This is a genomic window from Pseudomonas sp. P106(2024) (assembly GCF_057480815.1).
In genome coordinates, this window is sequence record NZ_JBLIYU010000004.1 from 289046 (window position 1) to 309561 (window position 20516).

General features: G+C 65.9%; 16 protein-coding genes and 2 tRNA genes. 9 read left to right on the top strand and 9 right to left on the bottom strand.

The features are described 5' to 3' along the window. Positions 1–3 precede the first annotated feature (3 nt). The 3 genes from AC25M7_RS09785 to AC25M7_RS09795 all read right to left on the bottom strand — a co-directional run bounded on the left by AC25M7_RS09785 (position 4) and on the right by AC25M7_RS09795 (position 2935). On the bottom strand, positions 4–462 hold the full coding sequence (locus tag AC25M7_RS09785) for a tripartite tricarboxylate transporter TctB family protein (protein ID WP_028690166.1): 459 nt from the start codon (positions 460–462) through the stop codon (positions 4–6). 171 nt (positions 463–633) lie between these two features. Continuing rightward, complete coding sequence (locus AC25M7_RS09790; RefSeq protein ID WP_028690165.1) at positions 634–1614, bottom strand: Bug family tripartite tricarboxylate transporter substrate binding protein; 981 nt, start codon at positions 1612–1614, stop codon at positions 634–636. Positions 1615–1645: 31 nt separating this feature from the next. After that, positions 1646–2935, bottom strand: coding sequence for an OprD family porin (locus AC25M7_RS09795; protein ID WP_028690164.1), 1290 nt, complete (start codon positions 2933–2935; stop codon positions 1646–1648). A 199-nt stretch (positions 2936–3134) separates the two neighbouring features. Between AC25M7_RS09795 and AC25M7_RS09800 the strand changes: the two genes are divergently transcribed. Together AC25M7_RS09800 and AC25M7_RS09805 are read left to right on the top strand one after the other, a co-directional pair. Further along, a complete protein-coding gene (locus tag AC25M7_RS09800) occupies positions 3135–3806 on the top strand; it encodes a response regulator (protein ID WP_028690163.1) in 672 nt (223 codons plus the stop codon). Then, positions 3799–5178, top strand: coding sequence for a sensor histidine kinase (locus AC25M7_RS09805; RefSeq protein ID WP_028690162.1), 1380 nt, complete (start codon positions 3799–3801; stop codon positions 5176–5178). The genes AC25M7_RS09800 and AC25M7_RS09805 overlap by 8 nt, the downstream gene beginning before the upstream one ends. A gap of 23 nt (positions 5179–5201) precedes the next feature. On the opposite strand, the gene AC25M7_RS09810 is transcribed toward AC25M7_RS09805, so the two are convergent. After that, a complete protein-coding gene (locus AC25M7_RS09810) occupies positions 5202–6008 on the bottom strand; it encodes an HDOD domain-containing protein (RefSeq protein ID WP_028690161.1) in 807 nt (268 codons plus the stop codon). A 55-nt stretch (positions 6009–6063) separates the two neighbouring features. Beyond that, positions 6064–7005: a CAF17-like 4Fe-4S cluster assembly/insertion protein YgfZ gene (ygfZ, locus tag AC25M7_RS09815; protein WP_062364155.1), complete on the bottom strand. Its 942-nt coding sequence runs from the start codon at positions 7003–7005 to the stop codon at positions 6064–6066. 133 nt (positions 7006–7138) lie between these two features. Here ygfZ and AC25M7_RS09820 point away from each other — a divergent pair, with 133 nt between their 5' ends. Both AC25M7_RS09820 and AC25M7_RS09825 read left to right on the top strand, forming a co-directional pair. Further along, a complete protein-coding gene (locus AC25M7_RS09820) occupies positions 7139–7393 on the top strand; it encodes an FAD assembly factor SdhE (protein ID WP_486970981.1) in 255 nt (84 codons plus the stop codon). Beyond that, positions 7377–7829 (top strand): protein YgfX, encoded by a 453-nt coding sequence (locus tag AC25M7_RS09825; RefSeq protein WP_084941898.1) that lies wholly within the window; start codon positions 7377–7379, stop codon positions 7827–7829. The genes AC25M7_RS09820 and AC25M7_RS09825 overlap by 17 nt, the downstream gene beginning before the upstream one ends. 3 nt (positions 7830–7832) lie before the next feature. Here AC25M7_RS09825 and rdgC read toward each other — a convergent pair whose 3' ends face one another. Further along, positions 7833–8753, bottom strand: coding sequence for a recombination-associated protein RdgC (gene rdgC / locus AC25M7_RS09830; RefSeq protein ID WP_028690157.1), 921 nt, complete (start codon positions 8751–8753; stop codon positions 7833–7835). Positions 8754–8969: 216 nt separating this feature from the next. On the opposite strand from rdgC, the gene AC25M7_RS09835 reads away from it, so the two are divergent. The 3 genes from AC25M7_RS09835 to AC25M7_RS09845 all read left to right on the top strand — a co-directional run bounded on the left by AC25M7_RS09835 (position 8970) and on the right by AC25M7_RS09845 (position 10999). Next, positions 8970–9045, top strand: a tRNA-Val gene (locus tag AC25M7_RS09835). Positions 9046–9058: 13 nt separating this feature from the next. Next, a tRNA-Asp gene (locus tag AC25M7_RS09840) sits at positions 9059–9135 on the top strand. A 157-nt stretch (positions 9136–9292) separates the two neighbouring features. Next, on the top strand, positions 9293–10999 hold the full coding sequence (locus tag AC25M7_RS09845) for a molecular chaperone HscC (RefSeq protein WP_028690156.1): 1707 nt from the start codon (positions 9293–9295) through the stop codon (positions 10997–10999). Here AC25M7_RS09845 and AC25M7_RS09850 read toward each other — a convergent pair. From AC25M7_RS09850 to pcaQ, 3 genes are all read right to left on the bottom strand, one after another. Continuing rightward, positions 10993–13638 (bottom strand): molecular chaperone DnaJ, encoded by a 2646-nt coding sequence (locus AC25M7_RS09850; protein ID WP_486970982.1) that lies wholly within the window; start codon positions 13636–13638, stop codon positions 10993–10995. The genes AC25M7_RS09845 and AC25M7_RS09850 overlap by 7 nt on opposite strands. Beyond that, positions 13635–14327 carry a DUF1266 domain-containing protein gene (locus tag AC25M7_RS09855; RefSeq protein ID WP_028690154.1) on the bottom strand — a complete coding sequence of 231 codons (693 nt, stop codon included), beginning with the start codon at positions 14325–14327 and terminating at the stop codon, positions 13635–13637. The genes AC25M7_RS09850 and AC25M7_RS09855 overlap by 4 nt, the downstream gene beginning before the upstream one ends. A 63-nt stretch (positions 14328–14390) precedes the next feature. Continuing rightward, positions 14391–15323, bottom strand: coding sequence for a pca operon transcription factor PcaQ (pcaQ, locus tag AC25M7_RS09860; RefSeq protein ID WP_069016074.1), 933 nt, complete (start codon positions 15321–15323; stop codon positions 14391–14393). Between the two features lie 131 nt (positions 15324–15454). On the opposite strand from pcaQ, the gene AC25M7_RS09865 reads away from it, so the two are divergent. Both AC25M7_RS09865 and AC25M7_RS09870 read left to right on the top strand, forming a co-directional pair. Continuing rightward, on the top strand, positions 15455–15880 hold the full coding sequence (locus AC25M7_RS09865) for a DcrB-related protein (protein ID WP_088852658.1): 426 nt from the start codon (positions 15455–15457) through the stop codon (positions 15878–15880). A gap of 22 nt (positions 15881–15902) precedes the next feature. After that, positions 15903–20516, top strand: a complete 4614-nt coding sequence (locus AC25M7_RS09870; RefSeq protein WP_486970983.1) for an RHS repeat-associated core domain-containing protein — start codon at positions 15903–15905, stop codon at positions 20514–20516.

Sequence of the window (20516 nt, forward strand, 5' to 3'; positions counted from 1 at the left end):
ATGTCAGTTCTCCAGTACGTCGAGCAGGCCGAGGGGCAGGGGCACGTCCATCACGCGGTCGAACAGCCAGTAGAGGAACAGGCTCATGCCCACCACCACGAGGGCGCTGTGCAGCCAGCGGCCACCATAAAGGCGGGCCATGGGCACGCCGGCCAGGATGGCGCTGAGGATGAAGCCCAGGGCTTCGAAGGTGCTGGCGAAGACGATCAGCAGGCCGACGCAGGCGGCGATCTTGATCAGGGTCTCGCGGTCCAGCTCCGGTTCGTCGTCCTTGCGTACGATGGGCGTGGGGCGGATCGCCAGGTACAGCAGGCCCAGGCTCATCAGGCCGAGCATCAATAGTGGGTAGGCGCGCGGGCCGACCGGTTCATAGGAGAAGGCGGCCTGATAGGGCCAGGCCATGACGGCCAGGGCGGCGCATACCGCCAGCAGGACCAGGGCGAATAGGCGTTGCAGGATCATGGGAGAATCCTCGGTAATGTTCGACACGGCGCGGCCCCCTGTAGGAGCGGCCTTGTGTCGCGAAAGGGCTGCGCAGCAGCCCCAGCGATTCATGCGTTGACGCTCAGAACCTGGGGCCGCTTCGCACCCCTTTCGCGACACAAGGCCGCTCCTGCAGGGATCGGGGGAGGCTTACTGGATCAGCCCGAACTCACGGGCCAGCGCCTTGTAGTCCGCCACCTGTTTCTTCACATAGCCGTCCAGCTCCTCGCCGGTCATGGCGAACGGGAACAGTTCGCGCTGGTCGCGCAGCTTGGCGAAGTCCTCGGACGCCAGCAGCTTGTCGAACGAAGCCTTCCACCAGGCATAGTCCTCGTCGCTGACCTTTGGCCCCAGGTAGAAGCCGCGCACCACCGGCCAGACGATGTCGTAGCCCTGCTCCTTGGCGGTGGGGATGTCCTTCATCTCCGGCTCGTCCAGGCGCTTGTCGGAGAACACCGCGAGGATGCGCATGTTGCCGCTCTGGATGTGCGGCATGGAGTCGGAAATGTCGGTGGAGCCAACCTGAATGTGCCCGCCCAGCAGCGCGGTGGCGATCTCGCCACCGCCTTCAAGTGCCACGTAGCGCAGGTCGCGCGGGTTGATCCCGGCGGCCTTGGCGATCAGCGCGGTCTGCATCCAGTCCTGGCTGCCGACGGTGCCGCCGGAGCCGATCACCACCTTGCTCGGGTCTTTCTTCAGCGCCGCGACCAGGTCGTCGAGGGTCTTGTAGGGCGAGTCGCTCTTCACCGCGATGGCGCCATAGCTGGTGCCGACCGCGGCCAGCCATTTCACCGCGTTCTCGTCGAAGCGGCCGAACTTGCCCTGGGCCAGGTTCAGCAGCGAGCCGCTGGACCAGGCCACCAGTGTGCCGGCATCCGCCGGGCGCTGGGCGACCACGGCGTTGTAGGCCACCGCGCCGACGCCGCCGGGCATGTAGGTCACGCGCATGGGCTTGCTGAGGATCTTCTCGTTGACCAGGGCGCTCTGCACCAGCTTGCAGGTCAGGTCGAAACCGCCGCCGGGCGAGGCCGGGGCGATGCATTCGGGGCGTTTCGGTTCGGCGGCCAGGGCGTTGCCGGCCAGCAGCAGGCAACCGGTGGCCAGGACGAGGCGGCGCAGTGAAAAGGTCATCGTCTATCTCCGTGAGCGTTGTTGTTATGGGTTACCACAGGGCCACGCTGTAGCTCACCAGCAGCCGCACCTCGTCCGCGTCGCGGGTGAAGTTGGAGCGGAAGGTGGCGTTGCGCAGGCGCACGGCGACGTTCTTCAACGGGCCGCTTTGTACCACGTACTTCAGTTCGGTGTTGCGTTCCCACTCCTTGCCCTCGCCACCGGCGGCGCGGCTGACGTTGTCGCCGCTGATGTAGCGGGTCATGAAGGTCAGGCCGGGGATGCCGAGGGCGGCGAAGTTGTAGTCGTAGCGCGCCTGCCAGGAACGTTCGTCTCTGCCTGCGAAGTCGTTGATCTGGACGAAGTTGACCAGGTACGGGTCGGCGCCATCGACGTAGGGGAAGGCGCTGTCGCCGGACAGCTGCTGCCAGGCGCCGCTGACCTTGTGTCCGCCCAGGGTATAGCTGAGCATGCCGTTGACGGTGGTGTTGTCGATCTTGCCGGCCTTGGCCGCGCCGGCGTCGTCGCTGATCGCCAGGCGCAGGTCGGCGCCGAAGGTGCCAGGGCCCCAGGGCTGGGTGGCGAGCAGGCCGATGAAGTGCTGGCGGTAGATGTCGTCGAGCTGGGCGAAGTGGTAGCTGCCGGTGATGCGATCGGTGAACTGGTAGTCCAGGCCGCCCATGTCGAAGTTGTCGGCGCTGAAGGTGCCGCCGAAGCGGCCGTTCTTGTTGTTCAGGGCCAGGTCTTCCCAGTTGCTGTCGTCGCGGTCCTTGGCCTTTTCCAGGCGCCCGCCGGTGAAGGTCAGGCCCTTGATCTCCTTCGAGGTGACCAGACCGCCTTCGAAGGTCTGCGGCAGGATGCGCCCGTCGTTGGGCTGCAGGGTCGGCAGTTCGGGGATCAGCGTGCCGATCTTCAGCTCGGTCTGCGAGACCTTGACCTTGCCGGTGAGGCCCAGCTTGGAGTACTCGTCGGCGGCCTTGCCGTCGTCGTGGGTGGGCAGCAGGCCCGTGCCCGTGCGGTCCTTGCTGGAGTCGAGCTTGACCCCGACCATGCCCAGCGCGTCCAGGCCGAAGCCCACGGTGCCCTCGGTGTAGCCGGACTCGAAATTGAGCATGAACCCCTGGGCCCATTCGTCGCGCTTGGATTGCTGCGCGCTGGTGCCGTCGCGGAAGTCGCGGTTGAAGTACATGTTGCGGGTTTCGAAGGTGGCCGTGCTGTCTTCGAAGAAGGCGGCCTGGCTGATGGGCGCGACACCGGCAAGGGCGAAGGCGCTGGCGAGGGCGGAAGGTCGGGCGGCGAACGAACGGATAGGCGCGAACGCCTGCGGCTGCATGGACAGCATCGTCGGTGACTCCATTTATTGTTCTTATGTGTTGCACCTTGCTGGTGCTTTTTGCGGCGCACGGGGCGACCGTGGTGCGATGCTAGGCAACCAACCTTTCGCTAACCTTTCAGCGTGAAAGGTTTCCGGCGAGGGCTTCACAGCACCCGCCACGGCGTTACACTCCGCGCAAAAAGCCCAGCCGAACAGGGAGAATCCGATGCGTGTGCTGCTGGTCGAAGACCATCTGCAACTGGCCGAAAGCGTGGCCCAGGCCCTCAAGAGCCAGGGCCTGACCGTGGACGTGCTGCATGACGGCGTGGCCGCCGACCTGGCCTTGGCCAGCGAGGACTACGCCGTGGCGGTGCTGGATGTCGGCCTGCCGCGGCTGGACGGTTTCGAGGTGCTGGCGCGTCTGCGCGGGCGCGGCAAGACCCTGCCGGTGCTGATGCTCACCGCCCGCAGCGATGTGAAGGACCGCGTGCACGGCCTGAACCTCGGCGCCGACGACTACCTGGCCAAGCCCTTCGAGCTGACCGAGCTGGAAGCGCGGGTCAAGGCCCTGCTGCGTCGCAGCGTGCTTGGTGGCGAGCGCCAGCAGCGCTGCGGCCCGCTGGTCTACGACCTGGATACCCGGCGCTTCAGCCTGGGCAGCGAGCCGCTGACCTTGACCCAGCGCGAGCAGAGCGTGCTAGAGGCGCTGATCGCTCGCCCTGGTCGGGTGATGAGCAAGGAACAGCTGGCGGCCCAGGTGTTCGGCCTTGACGAGGAGGCCAGCCCCGACGCCATCGAGATCTACATCCACCGCCTGCGCAAGAAGCTCGACGGCCACCCGGTGGCCATCGTCACCTTCCGTGGCCTGGGCTACCTGCTCGAGCACCGCGATGCGTGACAACGGCAGCCTGCGCGGGCGCTTGCTGGGCAACCTGGCGCTGCTGCTGGTGGTGCTGATGCTGGCCAGCGGCCTGAGCGCCTACTGGAACGGTCGCGAAGCCGCCGACACCGCCTATGACCGGACCCTGCTGGCGTCGGCGCGGACCATCGCCGCCGGCCTGTCGCAGCGCGACGGCACCCTCAGCGCCGACGTGCCCTATGTGGCCTTGGATACGTTCGCCTACGACAGCGCCGGGCGCATCTACTACCAGGTGCTGGACATTCACCAGAAGCTGATTTCCGGCTACGAGAACCTGCCGCCTCCGCCTGCGGGCACGCCGCGCACCGACGATTATCCGGCGCTGGCGCGCTTCTACAACGCCACCTACCTGGGCCAGGACGTGCGCGTGGTCAGCCTGCTCAAGGCGGTGAGCGAACCGAACATGAACGGCATGGCCGAGATCCGCGTGGCCGAGACCGAGGAGGCGCGGGTGCGCATGGCCCGCGGATTGATGGCCGACACCCTGCTGCGCCTGGGCATGCTGGCCTTCGGCGCGCTGGTGATGGTGTGGTTCGCGGTGAGTGCCGCGCTGCGCCCGCTGGAGCGCTTGCGCACGGCGGTGGAGGAGCGCCAGCCGGACGACCTGCGCGCCTTGCCGGTGGTCCAGGTGCAGCGTGAACTGGGGCCGCTGGTGCGCGGGCTCAATCACTTCACCGAGCGCTTGCGGGGCCAGTTCGAACGCCAGGCGCAGTTCATCGCCGACGCCGCCCACGAACTGCGCACGCCGCTGGCGGCGCTAAAGGCGCGGGTGGAACTGGGCCTGCGCTCACGGGAGCCGGACGAATGGCGCAAGACCCTCGAAGCCGCCGCCCAGGGCACGGACCGGCTCACCCACCTGGCCAACCAATTGCTGTCGTTGGCGCGGGTGGAGAACGGCGCCCGCGCCATCGCCGAGGGCGGCGCCCAGCGCCTGGACCTGAGCCAGCTGGCCCGTGAACTGGGCATGGCCATGGCGCCCCTGGCCCATGCCCGCGGCGTCGCCTTGGCGCTGGAGGCCGAGGCGCCGGTGTGGCTAAAGGGCGAGCCGACCCTGCTCAACGAACTGCTCAGCAACCTGGTGGACAACGCCCTTGCCCACACCCCGCCCGGCGGCGATGTGGTCCTGCGGGTATTGGCGCCGGCCGTGCTCGAAGTCGAGGACGACGGGCCGGGGATTCCCGAGGACGAGCGTGAGCGGGTGTTCGAGCGCTTCTACCGACGCAGCGCCCAGGGCAGCGGCCTGGGGTTGGCGATCGTCGGCGAGATCTGCCGGGCGCATCTGGCGCAGATCAGCCTGCACGACGGCGAGCGGGGCGGGCTGAAGGTGCGGGTGAGTTTTATCGCGGACTGAAGGTCATCGTGGGGCCTGTCGATTCAGCGCAGCATGCCCCGCGCATCCAGCAGCTCGGTGATATCCAGCTCGGTGCCGTAGGGCAGGCCCAGGTGGCGGTAGGCGGGCAGGGCGGCCAGCGGTCGGCTGCGCTCGCGCTGGCTGATGCAGCGGGCGATCTGCACGATGTCGATGTAGTCGATCTGGTCGGTGCGCCGGTCCAGGTCCTGCACCTGGCTGGGCACGTTGACCAACTGCTCGGGGAATTCCCAGGCGCTGAGGATCTTGTCGCCCAGTACCGGCTGGATCTGCTCAATGACGAAATGCAGGCAGATCGGGTCGGAGAGCAGCTCGTTGTGCTCCTCGGCATAGATCAGCACCGGTAGGGCGCCGATCTGGTGCACCAGGCCGCCGAGGGTGGCCTGGTCGGGCTTGAGCTGGGTGTAGCGGCGGCACAGTTCATAGCTGATGCCCGCGACTTCCAGGCTGTTGGCCCAGATATCCCGCAGCTTGTGTTCCACCGCCGGAGCGCGGGCATGGAAGATCTGCTCGATCACCAGGCCGATGGCCAGGTTGCAGCTGTAGTTGATGCCCAGGCGGGTGATGGCGGTGTGCAGGTCGGTGACTTCGACGGCGGCGCGCATCAGCGGGCTGTTGACCACCTTGATCAGGCGGGCCGACAGCGCGGCGTCGCGGCCGATCACCTTGCTCAGGGCGGAAACGCTAATCTCGCTGTCTTCGGCGGCTTCGCGGATGCTCAGGGCGACTTCCGGCAGGGTCGGCAGGACCAGGTCGTCCCGGTCGATGGCGGCGAGCAGTTGCGCTTGGACCTTCTCGGCCAGCTTGTTCATGGACTTCTCTACGGCAAAGGTGGTGCAGCCCCGGCATGTCGCCGGGGCGGGCTGGTCAGCGCTGGATTTCCCGGTCGCGGTCCAGTTCGTAAGGCAGGTCGAGCAGCGACAGGCGCGGGCCTTCGAGGCTGCCCAGATGCAGGTTGTCGTCCGCCACCGCCTCGGCGCTGAGCACGGCCAGCAGTTCGACGGCGCTGCCGGTGCTGGCCCCGATCACCACTTCGCCGACCGACGAGCCGTGGGTCGGCGAGAAGATCTCGGCGCCCGGCTGGGGTACCGCTGTCTCGGCCAGCGCCAGGCGATATTGCCGGCGCTTGAGCTTGCCCAGGTACTGCATGCGGGCGACGATTTCCTGGCCGGTGTAGCAACCTTTCTTGAAGCTCACGCCATCGACGGCCTGCAGGTTGATCATCTGCGGGATGAACAGCTCGCGGGTCGGGCCCATGACCTGGCCGATGCCGGCGCGGACCTGGCCCAGCAGCCAGTCGTTGAGCGTGCCCTCGGGCAGCGAGGCGGCCAGTTTCTGGGTAACGGCGGCGGCCTGCTCGGCAGGCGCCCACAGTTCGACACGGCCGGCCGAAGCGCGGACGGCGATCAGACCCGCATGACGGGCGGTCGCGCCGGCCTCGTCCGCCACGGACAGGCCCAGCGCCTGCAGGGCGGCGTCGCCCTGCTGCAGGCCGAAGCGCGTCCAGGCGGCGCTGTCGTCACTCAGCGTGGCCTTGGAGAACACCGCGTATTTCTTCAGGTCGGCCAGTTGCGCCTCGAGCAGCTCGCTGGCCATGGCCAACAGGTAGCCATTGCCCTCGGGCAGGATACGAAAGCTCGACTGCATGCGGCCCTTGACCATGCAGCGGGCGCCAAGGCTCGCGTGCTCGTCGTTGAGGTAACCGATGTTGCAGGTCAGCTGACCTTGCAGGAACTTGCCGGCGTCGGAGCCGCGGACGGCGAGGATGCCCTCATGGGAGAGGGTACAGAAGAAAGCGGAATCGGCCATGGGTCATCGCGGTAGCTAAAGACTGGCGGCCATCATAGAACGCCGGTAACAAAATAGGTAGGTGACTAGACCAACGCCTTGTGCCGCTTCGTTCGCTGCGCGGTATACTGCGCGACCACTCGAGGAGGGCCCCATGGTCGAACAAACTGAACTCAACCGGCTTTTCTGGCATAGCCGTCGCGGCATGCTGGAACTGGACGTGCTGCTGGTCCCTTTCACCCAGGAGGTCTACCCAAGCCTGAGCGAAGCCGACCGCGAGCTGTACCGTCGCCTGCTGACCTGCGAGGATCAGGACATGTTCGGCTGGTTCATGGAGCGCAGCGAGTCCGAGGATCCGGAGCTGCAGCGCATGGTCCGCCTCATCCTGGACCGTGTCCAGCCCAAGTGAAGTTTTCGAGTGCCGTTGGCAAGGCTCGCGCCTGCTGCTGACGGCCTACCTCGCCAGCCTGGCGCTGGCACTGCTTACCCTCGCGCTGATGGCGCTGCCCGGGTGGCTGCGCGGCCTGTTGGCCGTCGTCTGTCTTGCCCACGCCTGCTGGGTTATCCCCCGGCGCCTCCTGCTGACCCACCCCGAGGCCATCACCGGCCTGCGCCGTGACCGGCGTGGCTGGTACCTCTATAGCCGCGCCCAGGGCTGGCAGCCGGCGCGCCTGTGCCGAGACAGCGTCGCCCTGCCGGCCATGGTAGTGTTGCGGTTCGTGCGCAAGGGGCGCAGGTTCAGCCAGAGCCAGTGCATCCCCAGGGACGCACTGGATCGTGAGGCGCACCGGCGATTGCGGGTGCGCCTGAAGTTCAGCCGGCGCCGCTGGGCCGCGCCGGCCTGACCCTCACACCCCCTGCGGGATCTCTTCGCCGCCCAGGGCTTCGAACAGCACCGGCAGGAACTCGGTGAAGGTCATCATCATCAGCTGGAAGCTGGCGTCGAACTGTTGCTGGGCCTCGTCGCCGCCATCCTGTTCGGCCTGCTCCTGCAGCAGCTCCTCGAACTTCAGGCGCTTGATCACCATCTTGTCGTCGAGCACGAACGACAGCTTGTCCTGCCAGGCCAGGGCCAGCTGGGTGACCAGCTTGCCGGTGCTCAGGTGCAGCTGGATTTCCTCGCTGGTCAGGTCCTGGCGTTTGCAACGCACGATGCCGCCGTCCTCGGCGGTGTCGCGCAGCTCGCACTCGTCGAGAACGAAGAAGCCTTCGGCGGCCTGCTGCGACTTGACCCAGTCGGTCATGGTCGCGCTTGGCGCGATCTTCACGGTGGCCGGGCGCACCGGCAGCGAGCCGATCACTTCACGCAGGGTCGACAGCAGGTCTTCGGCGCGCTTGGCGCTGGCCGAGTTGACCAGGATCATGCCCAGGCGCGGGGCGATGGCGGCGAAGATCATCGAGCGGCGGATGAAGGCGCGCGGCAGGAAGGCCTGGATGATCTCGTCCTTGATCTGGTCGCGTTCCTTTTTATAGACCTTGCGCATCTGCTCGGTCTCGATCTCCTCGACCTTCTCCTTGACCGCGTCGTTGACCACGCTGCTGGGCAGGATGCGTTCTTCCTTGCGTGCGGCGATCAGCATGAACTCGCCACTGACGTGAACCAGGGGCGCGTCCTCGCCCTTGCCGAACGGCGCGACGAAACCGTAGGTGGTCAGTTCCTGGCTGGCGCAGGGGCGGGCCGGCTTGCTGGCCAGGGCGGCCTCCAGCGCCTCGGCCTCGAACGGTACTTCCTGGGTCAGGCGATAGGACAGCAGGTTCTTGAACCACATGAGGGGGAATCTCTCCTTAATACATAAGGCGGGCATTATTCTCCGAGGGGCGCTTCCAGGCCAACCCTGTCATAGGGCCAGCAGTCCTATATAGAGGAAGAAAATCGCGGCGCGGCTAGGTCTTTGAAAGGCCTGGAATTTTTTTTCAAAAAATTTGAAAAAAGTGCTTGCCAGGGTAGGAGGTCCTCCGTAGAATGCGCGCCACACCGAGACGAAGGGTGATTAGCTCAGCCGGGAGAGCATCTGCCTTACAAGCAGAGGGTCGGCGGTTCGATCCCGTCATCACCCACCACTCGATGTATAGCGCGGCGGTAGTTCAGTCGGTTAGAATACCGGCCTGTCACGCCGGGGGTCGCGGGTTCGAGTCCCGTCCGCCGCGCCATATTTAGCTTCCAGGGCCCACTGAACACCCGGAAGCAACAGAGAAAGCGACCTTAGGGTCGCTTTTTTTGTTTCTGGCATTACGCCAGAATGCCCCTGTCCGCCGCATGTGGCCAGCAGGCCCCGCGTCGGTTCCTATCGCAAGCCAGAGACCGATCATGCAGGATGCCAGCCTCTCCAACCCCCCCACCTATTCCACGCCACTGCTCGGTATCGACCTCGGCACCACCAACAGCCTGATTGCCGTCTGGCAGGACGGCGAAGCTCGGCTGATCCCTAATGCCGTGGGTGAAGTGCTCACCCCCTCGGTGGTCAGTGTCGATGACGACGGCTCGATCCTGGTCGGCCAGGCTGCCCGGTCGCGATTGACCACGCACCCCGAGCGCACCGCGGCGGCGTTCAAGCGCTTCATGGGTAGCGACAAGCGCTATGCGCTAGGCGAGCATCGATTCACGCCTGAAGAATTGTCGGCGCTGGTGCTGGGCGCATTGAAGCAGGACGCCGAGGCGCACCTGGGCTGCGCGGTCAGCGAGGCGGTGATTTCGGTACCGGCGTATTTCAGCGACGAGCAGCGCAAGCGCACGGTCTTCGCCGCCGAGCTGGCCGGGCTGAAGGTCCAGCGGCTGATCAACGAGCCGACCGCCGCGGCCATGGCCTATGGCCTGCATGAGCAGAAGTTCGAGCGCACCCTGGTGTTCGACCTGGGCGGCGGCACCTTCGATGTCACCGTGCTGGAGTACGCCTTGCCGCTGATCGAGGTGCATGCCTCCACCGGTGACAATTACCTGGGCGGCGAGGATTTTACCGAGGCATTGTTGCAGGCCTGCCTGCGCGATTGGAACCTCAAGGCCGAGGACCTGGCCCCCCAGGCCCTGGCCAGCCTGCATGACGCCATCGAACAGCTCAAGCGCGAGGCGGGCGAGGGCAGCCGCGTGCTGGACTGGCACGATGGCGCGCAGCCCCGCGAGTGGCGGCTGGACGACCTCAAGCTGCAGGCGATCTGGGCGCCTTTGCTGACCCGGGTGCGTGCGCCCATCGAGCAGGCCCTGCGCGATGCCCGGTTGAGCCCGCGCGAGCTGGACAGCCTGGTGCTGGTCGGTGGCGCCACGCGCATGCCGCAGGTGCAGCAACTGGTGGCCAAGCTGTTCGGACGCTTGCCGTACCGGCACCTGGACCCGGACACCATTGTCGCCCTCGGCGCCGCCAGCCAGGCCGCCTGCAAGGCCCGCGACGCGGCCATCGACGAACTGATTCTGACCGATGTCTGCCCCTACACCCTCGGTGTGGCCTCGTCCCGGGGCGACGACGTCACCGGAGCGTTCTCGCCGATCATCGAGCGCAACACGGTGATCCCTACCTCGAAGGTGCAGCGCTTCTACAGCAGCCACCCAGAGCAGAAGTTCGTGCGCATCGCCGTGTACCAGGGCGAGCGGCCGTGGGTGCGGGACAACATCCTGGTGGACAGTTTCGAGGTCCCGTTGCAGCCGACCGGTGAAATCCAGTCGCTGGACGTGCGCTTCAGCTACGACATCAACGGTTTGCTGGAAGTAGATGTGACCTTCCTCGAAAGCGGCCAGAAGCACAGCCACAGCATCGACCGCAGCCCCGCCGGGCTGGATGCCGAGGCGCGCCTGGCCAGCGAGGAGCGCTTGGCGCGGCTGAAGATCCACCCGCGTGACACGCTGCCCAACCGCACCCTGCTGGCCCGTCTGGAGCGGGCCTGGATGCAGAGCCTGGGCGACGAGCGCGAGCTGATCGGCAGTTGGCTGGACGCCTTCAACGCTGTGCTAGCCGGGCAACAGGCCGCTGAGATCAGCCGTGAGCGCCAGGCGTTGAGCCAGGCGCTTGACGAGCTGCGCTACTGACCGTTCAGCCGCCGCAGGGTAGCCTGCAGGCTGTCATCGAGCAGCGCTTGCTGGCCCGGTTGCGAGCCGTAGCGGTTCGGCAGCCGGTCACCGGGCAGCAACAGCAGCAACAGCGGTAGTACCGGTAGCACCCTGCTCAGCACGAGCAGCAGGATCAGCGCCGGGATACCCTGGCCAAGGTCGCGCAGGCGCCTGAGGAAGGCACTGATCAGCAGCAGCACCGTGACCAGCATCAACACTGGCAGTGTGAGCATCATGCTGGCGCAGAGGGCGGCGGCCGCCAGGTTCAAGGCAAACCCTGAGCGGTTCAGGCGGCTGTTGAGTTTCCACACGGCCCAGAATTTCGCGGGAGGGTGCTGCAGGGCATTGCGCAACATGCGCTCGCTCCACGACAGCACGGCCATGATTGCACAGCGCAAGCCCAGGTCCTGCTGCGGGTCGTCCTTGATCTTCTGCAAGGCGCGCAAGGCGCGGATCTTCGGCGGCGCGCAATCGTTGTACAGGCTGTCCAGGGCGTCGAGCACATCATTGAACGCACGGCTGTCGACGCCGTGGGCATGGGCGAGTTCGGCCGGTGGATGCTTGGTCTTGCCTTGCAGCAGGCCGCTGCGCAGTGCCTCGAACCATTCATCCTGCGGCGCCAGCGCATCCAGGCGCTGGCGCAGGCGTTCACGTTGCTCGGTGTCCAGGGAGCGGTCATGGTGCAGCACGGCGCAAAACAGCAGATAGCCCAGAGGATGGTCGTTGCCCAGGCTGCCATCGTCATGCTCCAGGCAGGCCAGCAATTGCCCTGCACCGGGTAGGCGCGTGCTGCTCAGGGCTTGTTGCAGGGTCAGCAACCGCGCTGAAACCATCGCCTGTACAGGGTCGCGGGTATCCAGGCTGCCAAGCAGGCCACTGCTGCCGTCAGGGCTGGGCAGTTGTTGGCAGAGCAGGGTGTGCAATGGGGCGAACGGATGCCCGGACGGGTAGTGCAACTGGCTTGGCAGGGTCGGGTCGATCAGCGCCAGCCAGCGTGACGGCTGCTCCAGCAGGGCAAGCATGAACAAGTGCTGGCGGTGCCAGTTCCACAGCGCGTCGCCCTCGGGCATGGCCGGCAGCAGTACGCCGGTCTCGGCGAGCGTGTCCTGCAGTTGCAGGGCGAACGGCGTGGTGAACAGGCGGCGCATGTCAAACCGCACATTCAGGGCATGCAGGGCGTGGGCCGGGTATACCCGCATGCGCCGCAGCCATTCGCGACAGACCGGGCGAATGGCGTCCTCGGTCAAGGCCTCGGGCAGCTCCGCCCCCGGGGCTTCGCTGGCGCAGAAATCCACCAGCACCTTGACCACCGGGGCCTGTTCAAGCCAGTGCAACTGCTGGCTGGCCTGGCGCTGGAAGCCTTCGAGGATCAGCGCGTCGAGGGCATCTTCGGCGAGCGGCTGGGCGAGCACCTGGCGCAGCAGACCGGCTTCCCCGCGTTGCAGCGCCCAGGCCTGCCAGTAGAGGCGGTGCAGGTCGTGGTCCTGCGGGTCCTGCAGCAGCCAGGCGAGCAGCGGCAGTTCGTCATCACCGTCCAGCCGCCAGTCGATGAAGGTCGCGGCGATGCCTTGCAGCTCCAGGCGTGAGGCTTCGGACCAGCGCGCCAGGGTCTGCGGGGACTGCCCGGGGCTGCCCCAGTTCTGGGCGGGGTCGTCCAGCTCGGCGGGCCAGCCGGCCGGGGTGTGCAGGCGGTCAAAGGCCTGGATCAGCAACGGCAGGCGCTGGGGCTGATGGCGGGCGCAGAGGTCGATCAGCCAGCGTTCGGCCTGTGGGTGCTGGTGTTCGCGATACAGCCGCAACCAGCAGTCCAGGGCCTGTTGCTCGGCGCCCAGGGCATCGGCCTGGCGCGCCAGCAGGTAGAGCAGGTCGGCATCGTCCGGGGCCTGTTGCTGGCGCGTCTTGAGCATTTCGTGGAAGGTCCGGCTGGGGATACCGGCCTGGCTGAACTGCACCAGCAGGCGTTGCACCAAGGCCGGGTCATCCGGCATGGCCAGGCAGGTATGCACACCGGCGAACTGCTCGTACTCGAACAGTGGACGCTGCTGGTAGCAGTACTCGAGGCTGCGGAAATACCACAGGCTTTCCATCTGCGCGCTGGCCGGCCAGTCGCGCATGCAGGCGGTGTCGAAGGGATCGGGCTGTTCCAGGCGGTCGAGGAAAGCTTCCACTTCGTGGCGCTCGTCCAGGCGCAGCAGCTGCTCGGCCCAGCCCAGGCGCCGTGCCAGCAGGCCCGCGCAGTGGTGGGACAACGGTCCGCAGTCGCGCAGGGTGTGCAGCAGTTGCCAGCTGAGGTCGTCCAGTTCATCCAGCGGCAACTCGTCCAGTTCGGCGATAAAACGCTGCCAGGCTTGTGGGTCGAAGCGCTTGGACGGCTCCTCGAGCAGGGTGTGGAACTGCTTGAGGGCTGGATGGGGGGCATTTTCTTCGCGTGTTGGCTCAGCCTCGCTGGGCGCCCGCTCGCGGGCCAGGCGCAGGGCTTCCTCGTAGGCTGCCCGCAGTGCCTGGAACCCTTCGGGATCGGTTTCCGGGTGGTGCGAGGGCAGGCGGCCGCGATAGGCCAGGCGGATGGCGTCCATGTCCTGGGTCGGTTCGATTCCCAGGCGAATCCAGCAACTCATGACCAGCAGTCCTCTTCCAGCGTGGTGGGTCGTGCGGGCTCGGGCAGGGGCATGTCCCAGGGCAGTCCGGCCAGCAGGTCATGGGCGCCGAGGCGCAGGTTGAGCACGATGCAGCGGTTCCAGTGCTCGCAGCCCTGGCGCTCGAGGTTGGCGGCCAGGGTCTCGTCGCTGCTGTCGCTGGCATTCCACAGCGCCTTGCCGAACAGGTAGCCGGCCAGGTAGCCGTCCCAGCGGTTGTAGTAATGGCGGGCGCGCAGGGCCAGGCGGTAGTGCAGGTAGAGGCTTTCGTCGCGATCGATCAGGCCTTTCTTGACGCCGGCGCGCAGCAGGAAACCCATGCGCCCCAGGTCCCAGGCCCGGGTGCCGCCCGGGCCGCAGTCGGGAAAGGTGCGGGCGGCGTATTCGTGGCGGATGCGCTCGCGCGGGGGCAGGGTGTCGAGCAAGGCCTGCCACTGGCTGGGCAGGCAGCGCTGGTACTGCCAGTAGGCCTCGCTCATCTCGGTGGCGTGGCCGTTGTCGGCCATGCTGAGCATGTCCAGCAACTGGGCGCGGTTGCTGATGCCCCACCAGCGCTCAAGGTCGGTCTGGTCTTCGCCCTCGAAATAGTCGGGTGCGGTATAGCTGGCGCCGTTGAGGGCGGCCATGGGGGCGGAGAGAGCATGCAGCCAGTGCTGCGCGGTTTCGTCCATGAAAGGAGTCCTGGAGGTGCTGGGAACTGGCGGGGATTGTATAGGAAGTTTCCTGCCGGGTTCTCAGGGATAGGTCCCGAGTCGATAGGCCTCGGCCACCTCGCGGAGCACTTCGCACACCCATTGCGCCGGCAGGCTCTGGGGCAGCGCCGCATTGCGGCAGATGCCCACCGACCCGCCCGGTTCGAGCACGCCCAGGTCGAGCTCGGCCAGCTCGCCACGCCCGAGGTCGATCAGCACGGCGTCCCGTGGCGCCACCCAGACCGCCTCGCTGCCCAGCACATAGCGCCTGCTCAGGGCCAGCGACAGGGTTTCCAGGCGCTGCGCCGGCAGCGGGATCGCGCATTGCACGAACAGGCTGTCGGCATGCTGGCGAATGGTCGTCCCCGGCGGCGGCAGCACCAGCGGGTAATCACCGACCTGCCTGCGCTCGACGGGCCGCTGCGCCAAAAGCGGGTGCCCCGGCCGCACCACCAGGGTCATCGACTCGCTGTACAGGTGCTCGAACGACAACCCTTGGATCTGCGGGCTGTCGGTCATTCGCCCGACCACCAGTTCCAGTTCCCCCAGATGCAACTGACCGAGCAATTGGGCACTGGCCCCGGTCACCACGCTGATCAGCAACGCCTCGTGGCGTTGATGCAGGCGGCACAACACCTCGGGCATCAGCAGCCCTTCGACCGTCGACAGCACGCCGATGCGCACCTGCGACGGTGCCCGCGCCTCGCCGCGCACACTGCAGACCCCGTCGCGCAACGCCTGCACGCTGGGGCCGGCGTAGCGCATGAAGCGGGTGCCGGCCGGGGTCAGGGTAACGCCGTTGTGACCACGCTCGAACAGGCGTGCCTCGAGCAGGTCCTCCAGTTCCTTGAGGGTCTTGGAGATCGCTGGCTGGCTGATCGCAAGCATGTCGGCGGCCCTGGCCAGGCTGCCCTGCCGGGCAATCTCCAGGAAGCACAGCAGGTGACGGAACTTGATGCGGGTATCGAGGTTCATGCCCGGCAGTGTATCCGTGCGGGCCAGACCTGCAACGTCTGGGTGATCTTCGTCACTCGGCGACGGTTCCTCCCTTGCAGGCAAAGCCCTGAACCTTTAGCGTGTGCCGCTTCGATGCATGGAGCAGCGCTATGGCCGCCTACCTGACCCAGGACCTGGTCCTTGAACTGGGCGATGAAACGCCCGAAGACACCACCATGAACATGCTGACCTTCCGTCAGCGTGGCACCACCCTGGTGATCGCTCGCAGTCCGCTGGCTGCCGGGCAGACGCTGGAGGCGCTTTACCTGCAGCAACTGGCGCAGTTGCGTGAACGCCTGGGGGCGATCATCAGCGAACCACAGCCGGTCAGCGCAGGCGTCGATCGTGGCATCCACGGCCTGGAAGTCAGCCTGCAATTCAAGCGCGGCGAAGTGGTCTCGTACCAGCGTCAGTTGGCTTACGCGCCAAGCGGGCAGGCCCGTTTCGTGGCGGTCAGCTATAGCAAGGAAACACCGCTGGAGGCGGTCGATCTCGCCCATTGGGAAGCCCTCAAGGCAGGATTGCGGCTGAACTGACCCGGGCACAAGGAAGTGGTTCATGGGCGATAGCCTGCATGCCGCCCGCGAGGGCGATCTCATATTGCATCCGCCGTTGATGGCCGAGCTGGTCAGCGGGCTGACCGAAGCGGTGATCTATGCCGCCGCTACTGCGGCGGTCGCGGCGGCGATCGGCGGTGCCGTGGTGGCCGTGGTTGGCACAGGTGGGGCCGCCGCCACGCTCACACCATTGATCGCCGGTGCCCTGGTCGGTGCCGCCGCTATGTTGCCTGCTGGCGAAGACAAGAGCATAGGCGAGCACATTTCCGATCTGAGCAGTTGGGTCGGCAATTCGATGTTTCCCCCCGAACCCTACGGTGCGATCGACAGCGGATCATCCAACACCCGCATCAATGGCATGCCTGCAGCCCGCGCGGCAGGGATCGTCACGGGTGCCAGTGAGGCCGAACCCTCCGCCGAGGCACCCTCGATACTGGAAAACATCGGTAACTACGCGATGATGGGCGCATCGCTGATGCTGCCGGTCATCGGGCTGGCTCAGGAAATCAACAGCATCTTCAATCCCCCAGTCGCCACCCCGGCGAATCCTGGCACCCAACCTGCCGAACTGGACACCGTCAAGTGCAGCAAGCACCCGGTCCCCAACTTCGTCGCGCAAGGGTCGGACAAGGTTTTCATCAATGGCCATCCTGCGGCCAGGGTCGGGGACAAGAGCACCTGCGACGGTCCCATCGGCATGACCTTCTCGCCCAATGTGCGGGTTGGAGGTGGCACGGTGACCGTGCGAGACATCCGCGACGGCAAGAGCGCAGCGGCAAAGATCATTGGCCTGGTCGCCGGCATGCTGCTGGCAAGGCGCGTCAAGAGCCGCTCGCGGCCACGCAACGCACCCAAGCCCCGTTCCCGTATTCCTGGCTGCAAGGGACACCCGGTGCTGGTCGCCACCGGCAGCAAACGGCTCGATGGCCCCGAGGACCTGGACTTCAGCCTGCCCGGCCTGCTGGCCATCGATTGGTCGCGTCGTTATGACAGCAACGACCTGCGCGACGATGGTCTGTTGGGCAAGGGCTGGAGCCTGCCCTACGAAGTGCGTCTGGAACGGGTGCCTCATCCGCAAGGTGGCGAGCTGTGGATCTATGTCGACGAAGACGGCAGTCGCATCGAGTTGGGCCGCATGGTGCCCGGCAGCGCGCTGCTCAGTACCTTGGACGGTGTTGCCATTTTCCATCAGGACGATGGCATCACGGTGGTGGAGGACATCTATAGCGGCCAGTACCAGGTGTTCAAGACCGATCCGACAGCACACAGCCGGTCGCGCCTCGTGCAACTTGGCGATCGCAACCTCAACCGCCTTGAACTGCTGTATGACGACCAAGGGCGCTTGCAATTGCTGGTCGATGCCTTCGGTCGCACTGCCGTGCAGTTGCGCCACGACAACCAGCATGGGCGCCGAGTGCGCGAGGTGTGGCGGCTACAGTTGGCCCCAGGCGATGCGTTCCAGATCGCTGACCAGCAGTTGCTGGTCAGCTACCGCTACACCCAGGCCGGTCAGCTAGCCGAGGTACGCGATGCCAGCGGGCAAACGGTACGCCGTTTCACCTACACCGCAGCGGGGTGCATGGCGAGCCAGACTCTCGCCAGCGGTGTCGTCCATCACTATGAATGGGCCAGCCTGGCGGTACCGCCAGACGGAGTGGCCTCGCGTGGGGGCTGGCCACGGGACCTCCCGGCACCGCTCGAGGCGCAGCCCACACACCAGTGGCGAGTGATGCGCCACCACAGCGATAGCGCAGAGGACTATCACTTCGACTACGACCTGGCTCAGGGCCTGACCCGGGTTCGCGACAGCCTGGGGCGGGAGGAGTCGTTCCATTGGGGGCCGCACTATGAGATCCATCGGTATGTCGATGCCCTGGGCAACCTCTGGCAGGAGACCTTCCAGCAGGGGCAGTTGATCGCCAGTACCGAGCCCGATGGCAGCCAGTGGTGCTACAGCTACGACGGTGCAGGCCGCCTTGTCTGTAGCCAGGACCCGCTCGGGCGCAGTGAAAGCATTGCCTATGGCGAACATTGGGCACTGCCGCTGAGCATCGTGTCGCCTGGCGGCGCAAGCTTGCGCATGCAGTACGATTGCCAAGGCAATGTGCTCAGTGAAACCGACGCCCTGGGTAATACCACAGGTTACCGCTACGACGATCGCGGGCGACTGCTGGCCATCACCGACGCGCATGGCCGACAACGCCGGTTCACATGGAATGATCGTGGCCAGTTGCTCAGCTACCGCGACTGTTCCGGCCATGTCACGCATTATCGCTACACCGAGCGCGGTGAACTGGCGGAGTCTGTCAATCCGCGGGGCGAGCGTAGCCGCCACCGCTACGATGTGCGCGGCTACCTGATCGAAAGCCAGGGTGCCGACGGGCGCACCGATCATTATCAGGTCAACGCCGCCGGGCAGTTGACCCGCCATATCGATGGCGCCGGGCGCACCACCCACTGGCATTTCGACTCCAGCGGTCGCCTGTTGCAACGTATCGACCCCATGGGGGCGGCGCTGAGTCTGAGTTACGATGCCTATGGCCGATTGCAGGCGCTGGTGAACGAGAACGGCGAACGCTATCGCTTTGAATGGGATGCGCTGGACCGTGCGCTCACCCAGCAGAACCTCGATGGTGGTGGCTACGCCTATACCTACGACCACCGGGGCAACGTGACGTGTATCGCCCACCACCCGATCCCGGATCAGGCTCACGACACGGCCATACAGATCCATCAGCTGGAGCACGATGCCGTTGGTCGCTTGCTACGCAAGCACACCACCGATGGTTGCACCGAATACGTCCATGACGAGGGCGACAACCTGCTGTCGGTGACATTCACCGATAAGCAGGGCAATGCCCGGCGACTGGCGTTCAGCTATGACCGCATGGGCCGCCTGCTGAGCGAGACCAGCGCTGCCGGTACCGTGGGTTATGCGCATGACGAGTTGAATAATCTGCAGAGCCTGACCCTGCCCGATCAACGCCGGATAAACCACCTGTATTACGGCAGCGGCCACCTGCATCAGCTCAATCTCGACGGGCGGGTGATCTGCGATTTCGAGCGCGACAGCTTGCATGACGAAGTGCTGCGCACTCAGGGCCAGTTGCAGACCCGCACCCGCTATGACAGCTGTGGGCGCCTGCAACAGAGGGCGATCCATTACCGGGACGCCTCGAGCATGACGCTGGCGTTGTTGCAAAAGGACTATCGCTATGACGACGGCGACAACCTGGTCTGCGAAACCTTTACCCAGACCCAGCGACCCGGCACACAGAATCCGGCCCAGCAAGAGCATGCGCTGCGCTTCCACAGTGCTGGCCTCGGCAATGGCAGCTGCCAGGGCTCGGTGACCTACGACTATGGGCCGAGCCAACGCATCTATGGTGTGACCCGCCGCCTGACGCTGGGAGATGTGCCGATCGTCGAGCATTATGGGTACGACCGCGCTGGTAACCTGATCGAGGGCTACCAGCCCAAGGCTCATGTGCGGCACAACCGGGTCACGGTCCATCAGGACAAACGCTACCGCTACGATGGTTTCGGCCGCATGGTCGAGAAGCGCAGCGGCAGCCGGCTGTTACAGCGCTTCGAGTACGATGCCGAGCATCGGCTGGTCCGCGTAAACCAGCAACGCGGCACCGTGCACGAGCGCATTGAGTTCAGCTACGACCCACTGGGGCGGCGCATCGGCAAGCGCCTCTACCGCAGCGGCCATGAGCAACCCGTCAGTCGCACCGACTTCCTCTGGCAGGGCCTGCGTTTACTGCAGGAGGTGCAGGACGGCAAATCGAGCCTGTACCTGTATGCCGACCCTGGCAGCCACGAGCCGCTGGCGCGTATCGACGGCGCACCTGGCCAGGAAGTGGTGCAGTACTTCCACACCAACATTGCCGGGCTGCCCGAGCAACTGACCGACGCACAGGGCAATTCAGTCTGGTACAGCGACTACCTGTTGTGGGGCCGCAGCCGCGAAGAGTGGCACGCGCCCGACCAAAACCGCCAGCAGAACCTGCGTATGCAGGGGCAGTACCTTGACCGCGAGACTGGCCTGCACTACAACACGTTCCGCTATTACGACCCGGACATCGGCCGCTTCACCCAGCAGGACCCGTTGGGGCTGGAAGGCAGCATCAACCTGTATGCCTATGCTCCCAATCCACTGACCTGGATCGACCCGCTGGGCTTGTCGGAATGTTCGCTTCTCGACCGTATCATCCAAGACGCCAACAAGGTCGCTTCACCCGGTGGCGAAGTGACCGCGCGGCAGGCCCAGATCCTGCGCGGCAACCTGCCGGTGGTGCAGCGGCGCAACGCGGCGCAGAACCAGGCGATGCGCAAGGAGTTCGTGAAAACCGAGAAAGGCCTGATCAAACAGTGGGAAAAGAACACCAACCGGACCTGGCCAGACGGCGCCACGGCCCACCATGTGATTCCATTGGAAAGCGGTGGCGCCAACAAATGGTGGAACCTGATGCCGACCCACGGCACGCTGCCCAACCATTCGTTGCCCGGTATCCCCGGCCCGCATGCCGCCGGTGGTGTACTTCGCACCACCATCCAGCAAGGTCGCAAGGCATTGCCACCCAAGACCATCACCGATTTGAGGCTGTAA

Coding starts and splice junctions, on each gene's coding strand:
- AC25M7_RS09790 (WP_028690165.1), bottom strand. CDS start 1,614: ATGACCTTTTCACTGCGCCGCCTCGTCCTGGCCACCGGTTGCCTGCTG.
- ygfZ (WP_062364155.1), bottom strand. CDS start 7,005: ATGGCCGATTCCGCTTTCTTCTGTACCCTCTCCCATGAGGGCATCCTC.
- AC25M7_RS09870 (WP_486970983.1), top strand. CDS start 15,903: ATGGGCGATAGCCTGCATGCCGCCCGCGAGGGCGATCTCATATTGCAT.
- AC25M7_RS09850 (WP_486970982.1), bottom strand. CDS start 13,638: ATGAGTTGCTGGATTCGCCTGGGAATCGAACCGACCCAGGACATGGAC.
- AC25M7_RS09805 (WP_028690162.1), top strand. CDS start 3,799: ATGCGTGACAACGGCAGCCTGCGCGGGCGCTTGCTGGGCAACCTGGCG.
- AC25M7_RS09795 (WP_028690164.1), bottom strand. CDS start 2,935: ATGCTGTCCATGCAGCCGCAGGCGTTCGCGCCTATCCGTTCGTTCGCC.
- AC25M7_RS09810 (WP_028690161.1), bottom strand. CDS start 6,008: ATGAACAAGCTGGCCGAGAAGGTCCAAGCGCAACTGCTCGCCGCCATC.
- AC25M7_RS09820 (WP_486970981.1), top strand. CDS start 7,139: ATGGTCGAACAAACTGAACTCAACCGGCTTTTCTGGCATAGCCGTCGC.
- pcaQ (WP_069016074.1), bottom strand. CDS start 15,323: ATGAACCTCGATACCCGCATCAAGTTCCGTCACCTGCTGTGCTTCCTG.
- rdgC (WP_028690157.1), bottom strand. CDS start 8,753: ATGTGGTTCAAGAACCTGCTGTCCTATCGCCTGACCCAGGAAGTACCG.
- AC25M7_RS09855 (WP_028690154.1), bottom strand. CDS start 14,327: ATGGACGAAACCGCGCAGCACTGGCTGCATGCTCTCTCCGCCCCCATG.
- AC25M7_RS09800 (WP_028690163.1), top strand. CDS start 3,135: ATGCGTGTGCTGCTGGTCGAAGACCATCTGCAACTGGCCGAAAGCGTG.
- AC25M7_RS09785 (WP_028690166.1), bottom strand. CDS start 462: ATGATCCTGCAACGCCTATTCGCCCTGGTCCTGCTGGCGGTATGCGCC.
- AC25M7_RS09865 (WP_088852658.1), top strand. CDS start 15,455: ATGGCCGCCTACCTGACCCAGGACCTGGTCCTTGAACTGGGCGATGAA.
- AC25M7_RS09845 (WP_028690156.1), top strand. CDS start 9,293: ATGCAGGATGCCAGCCTCTCCAACCCCCCCACCTATTCCACGCCACTG.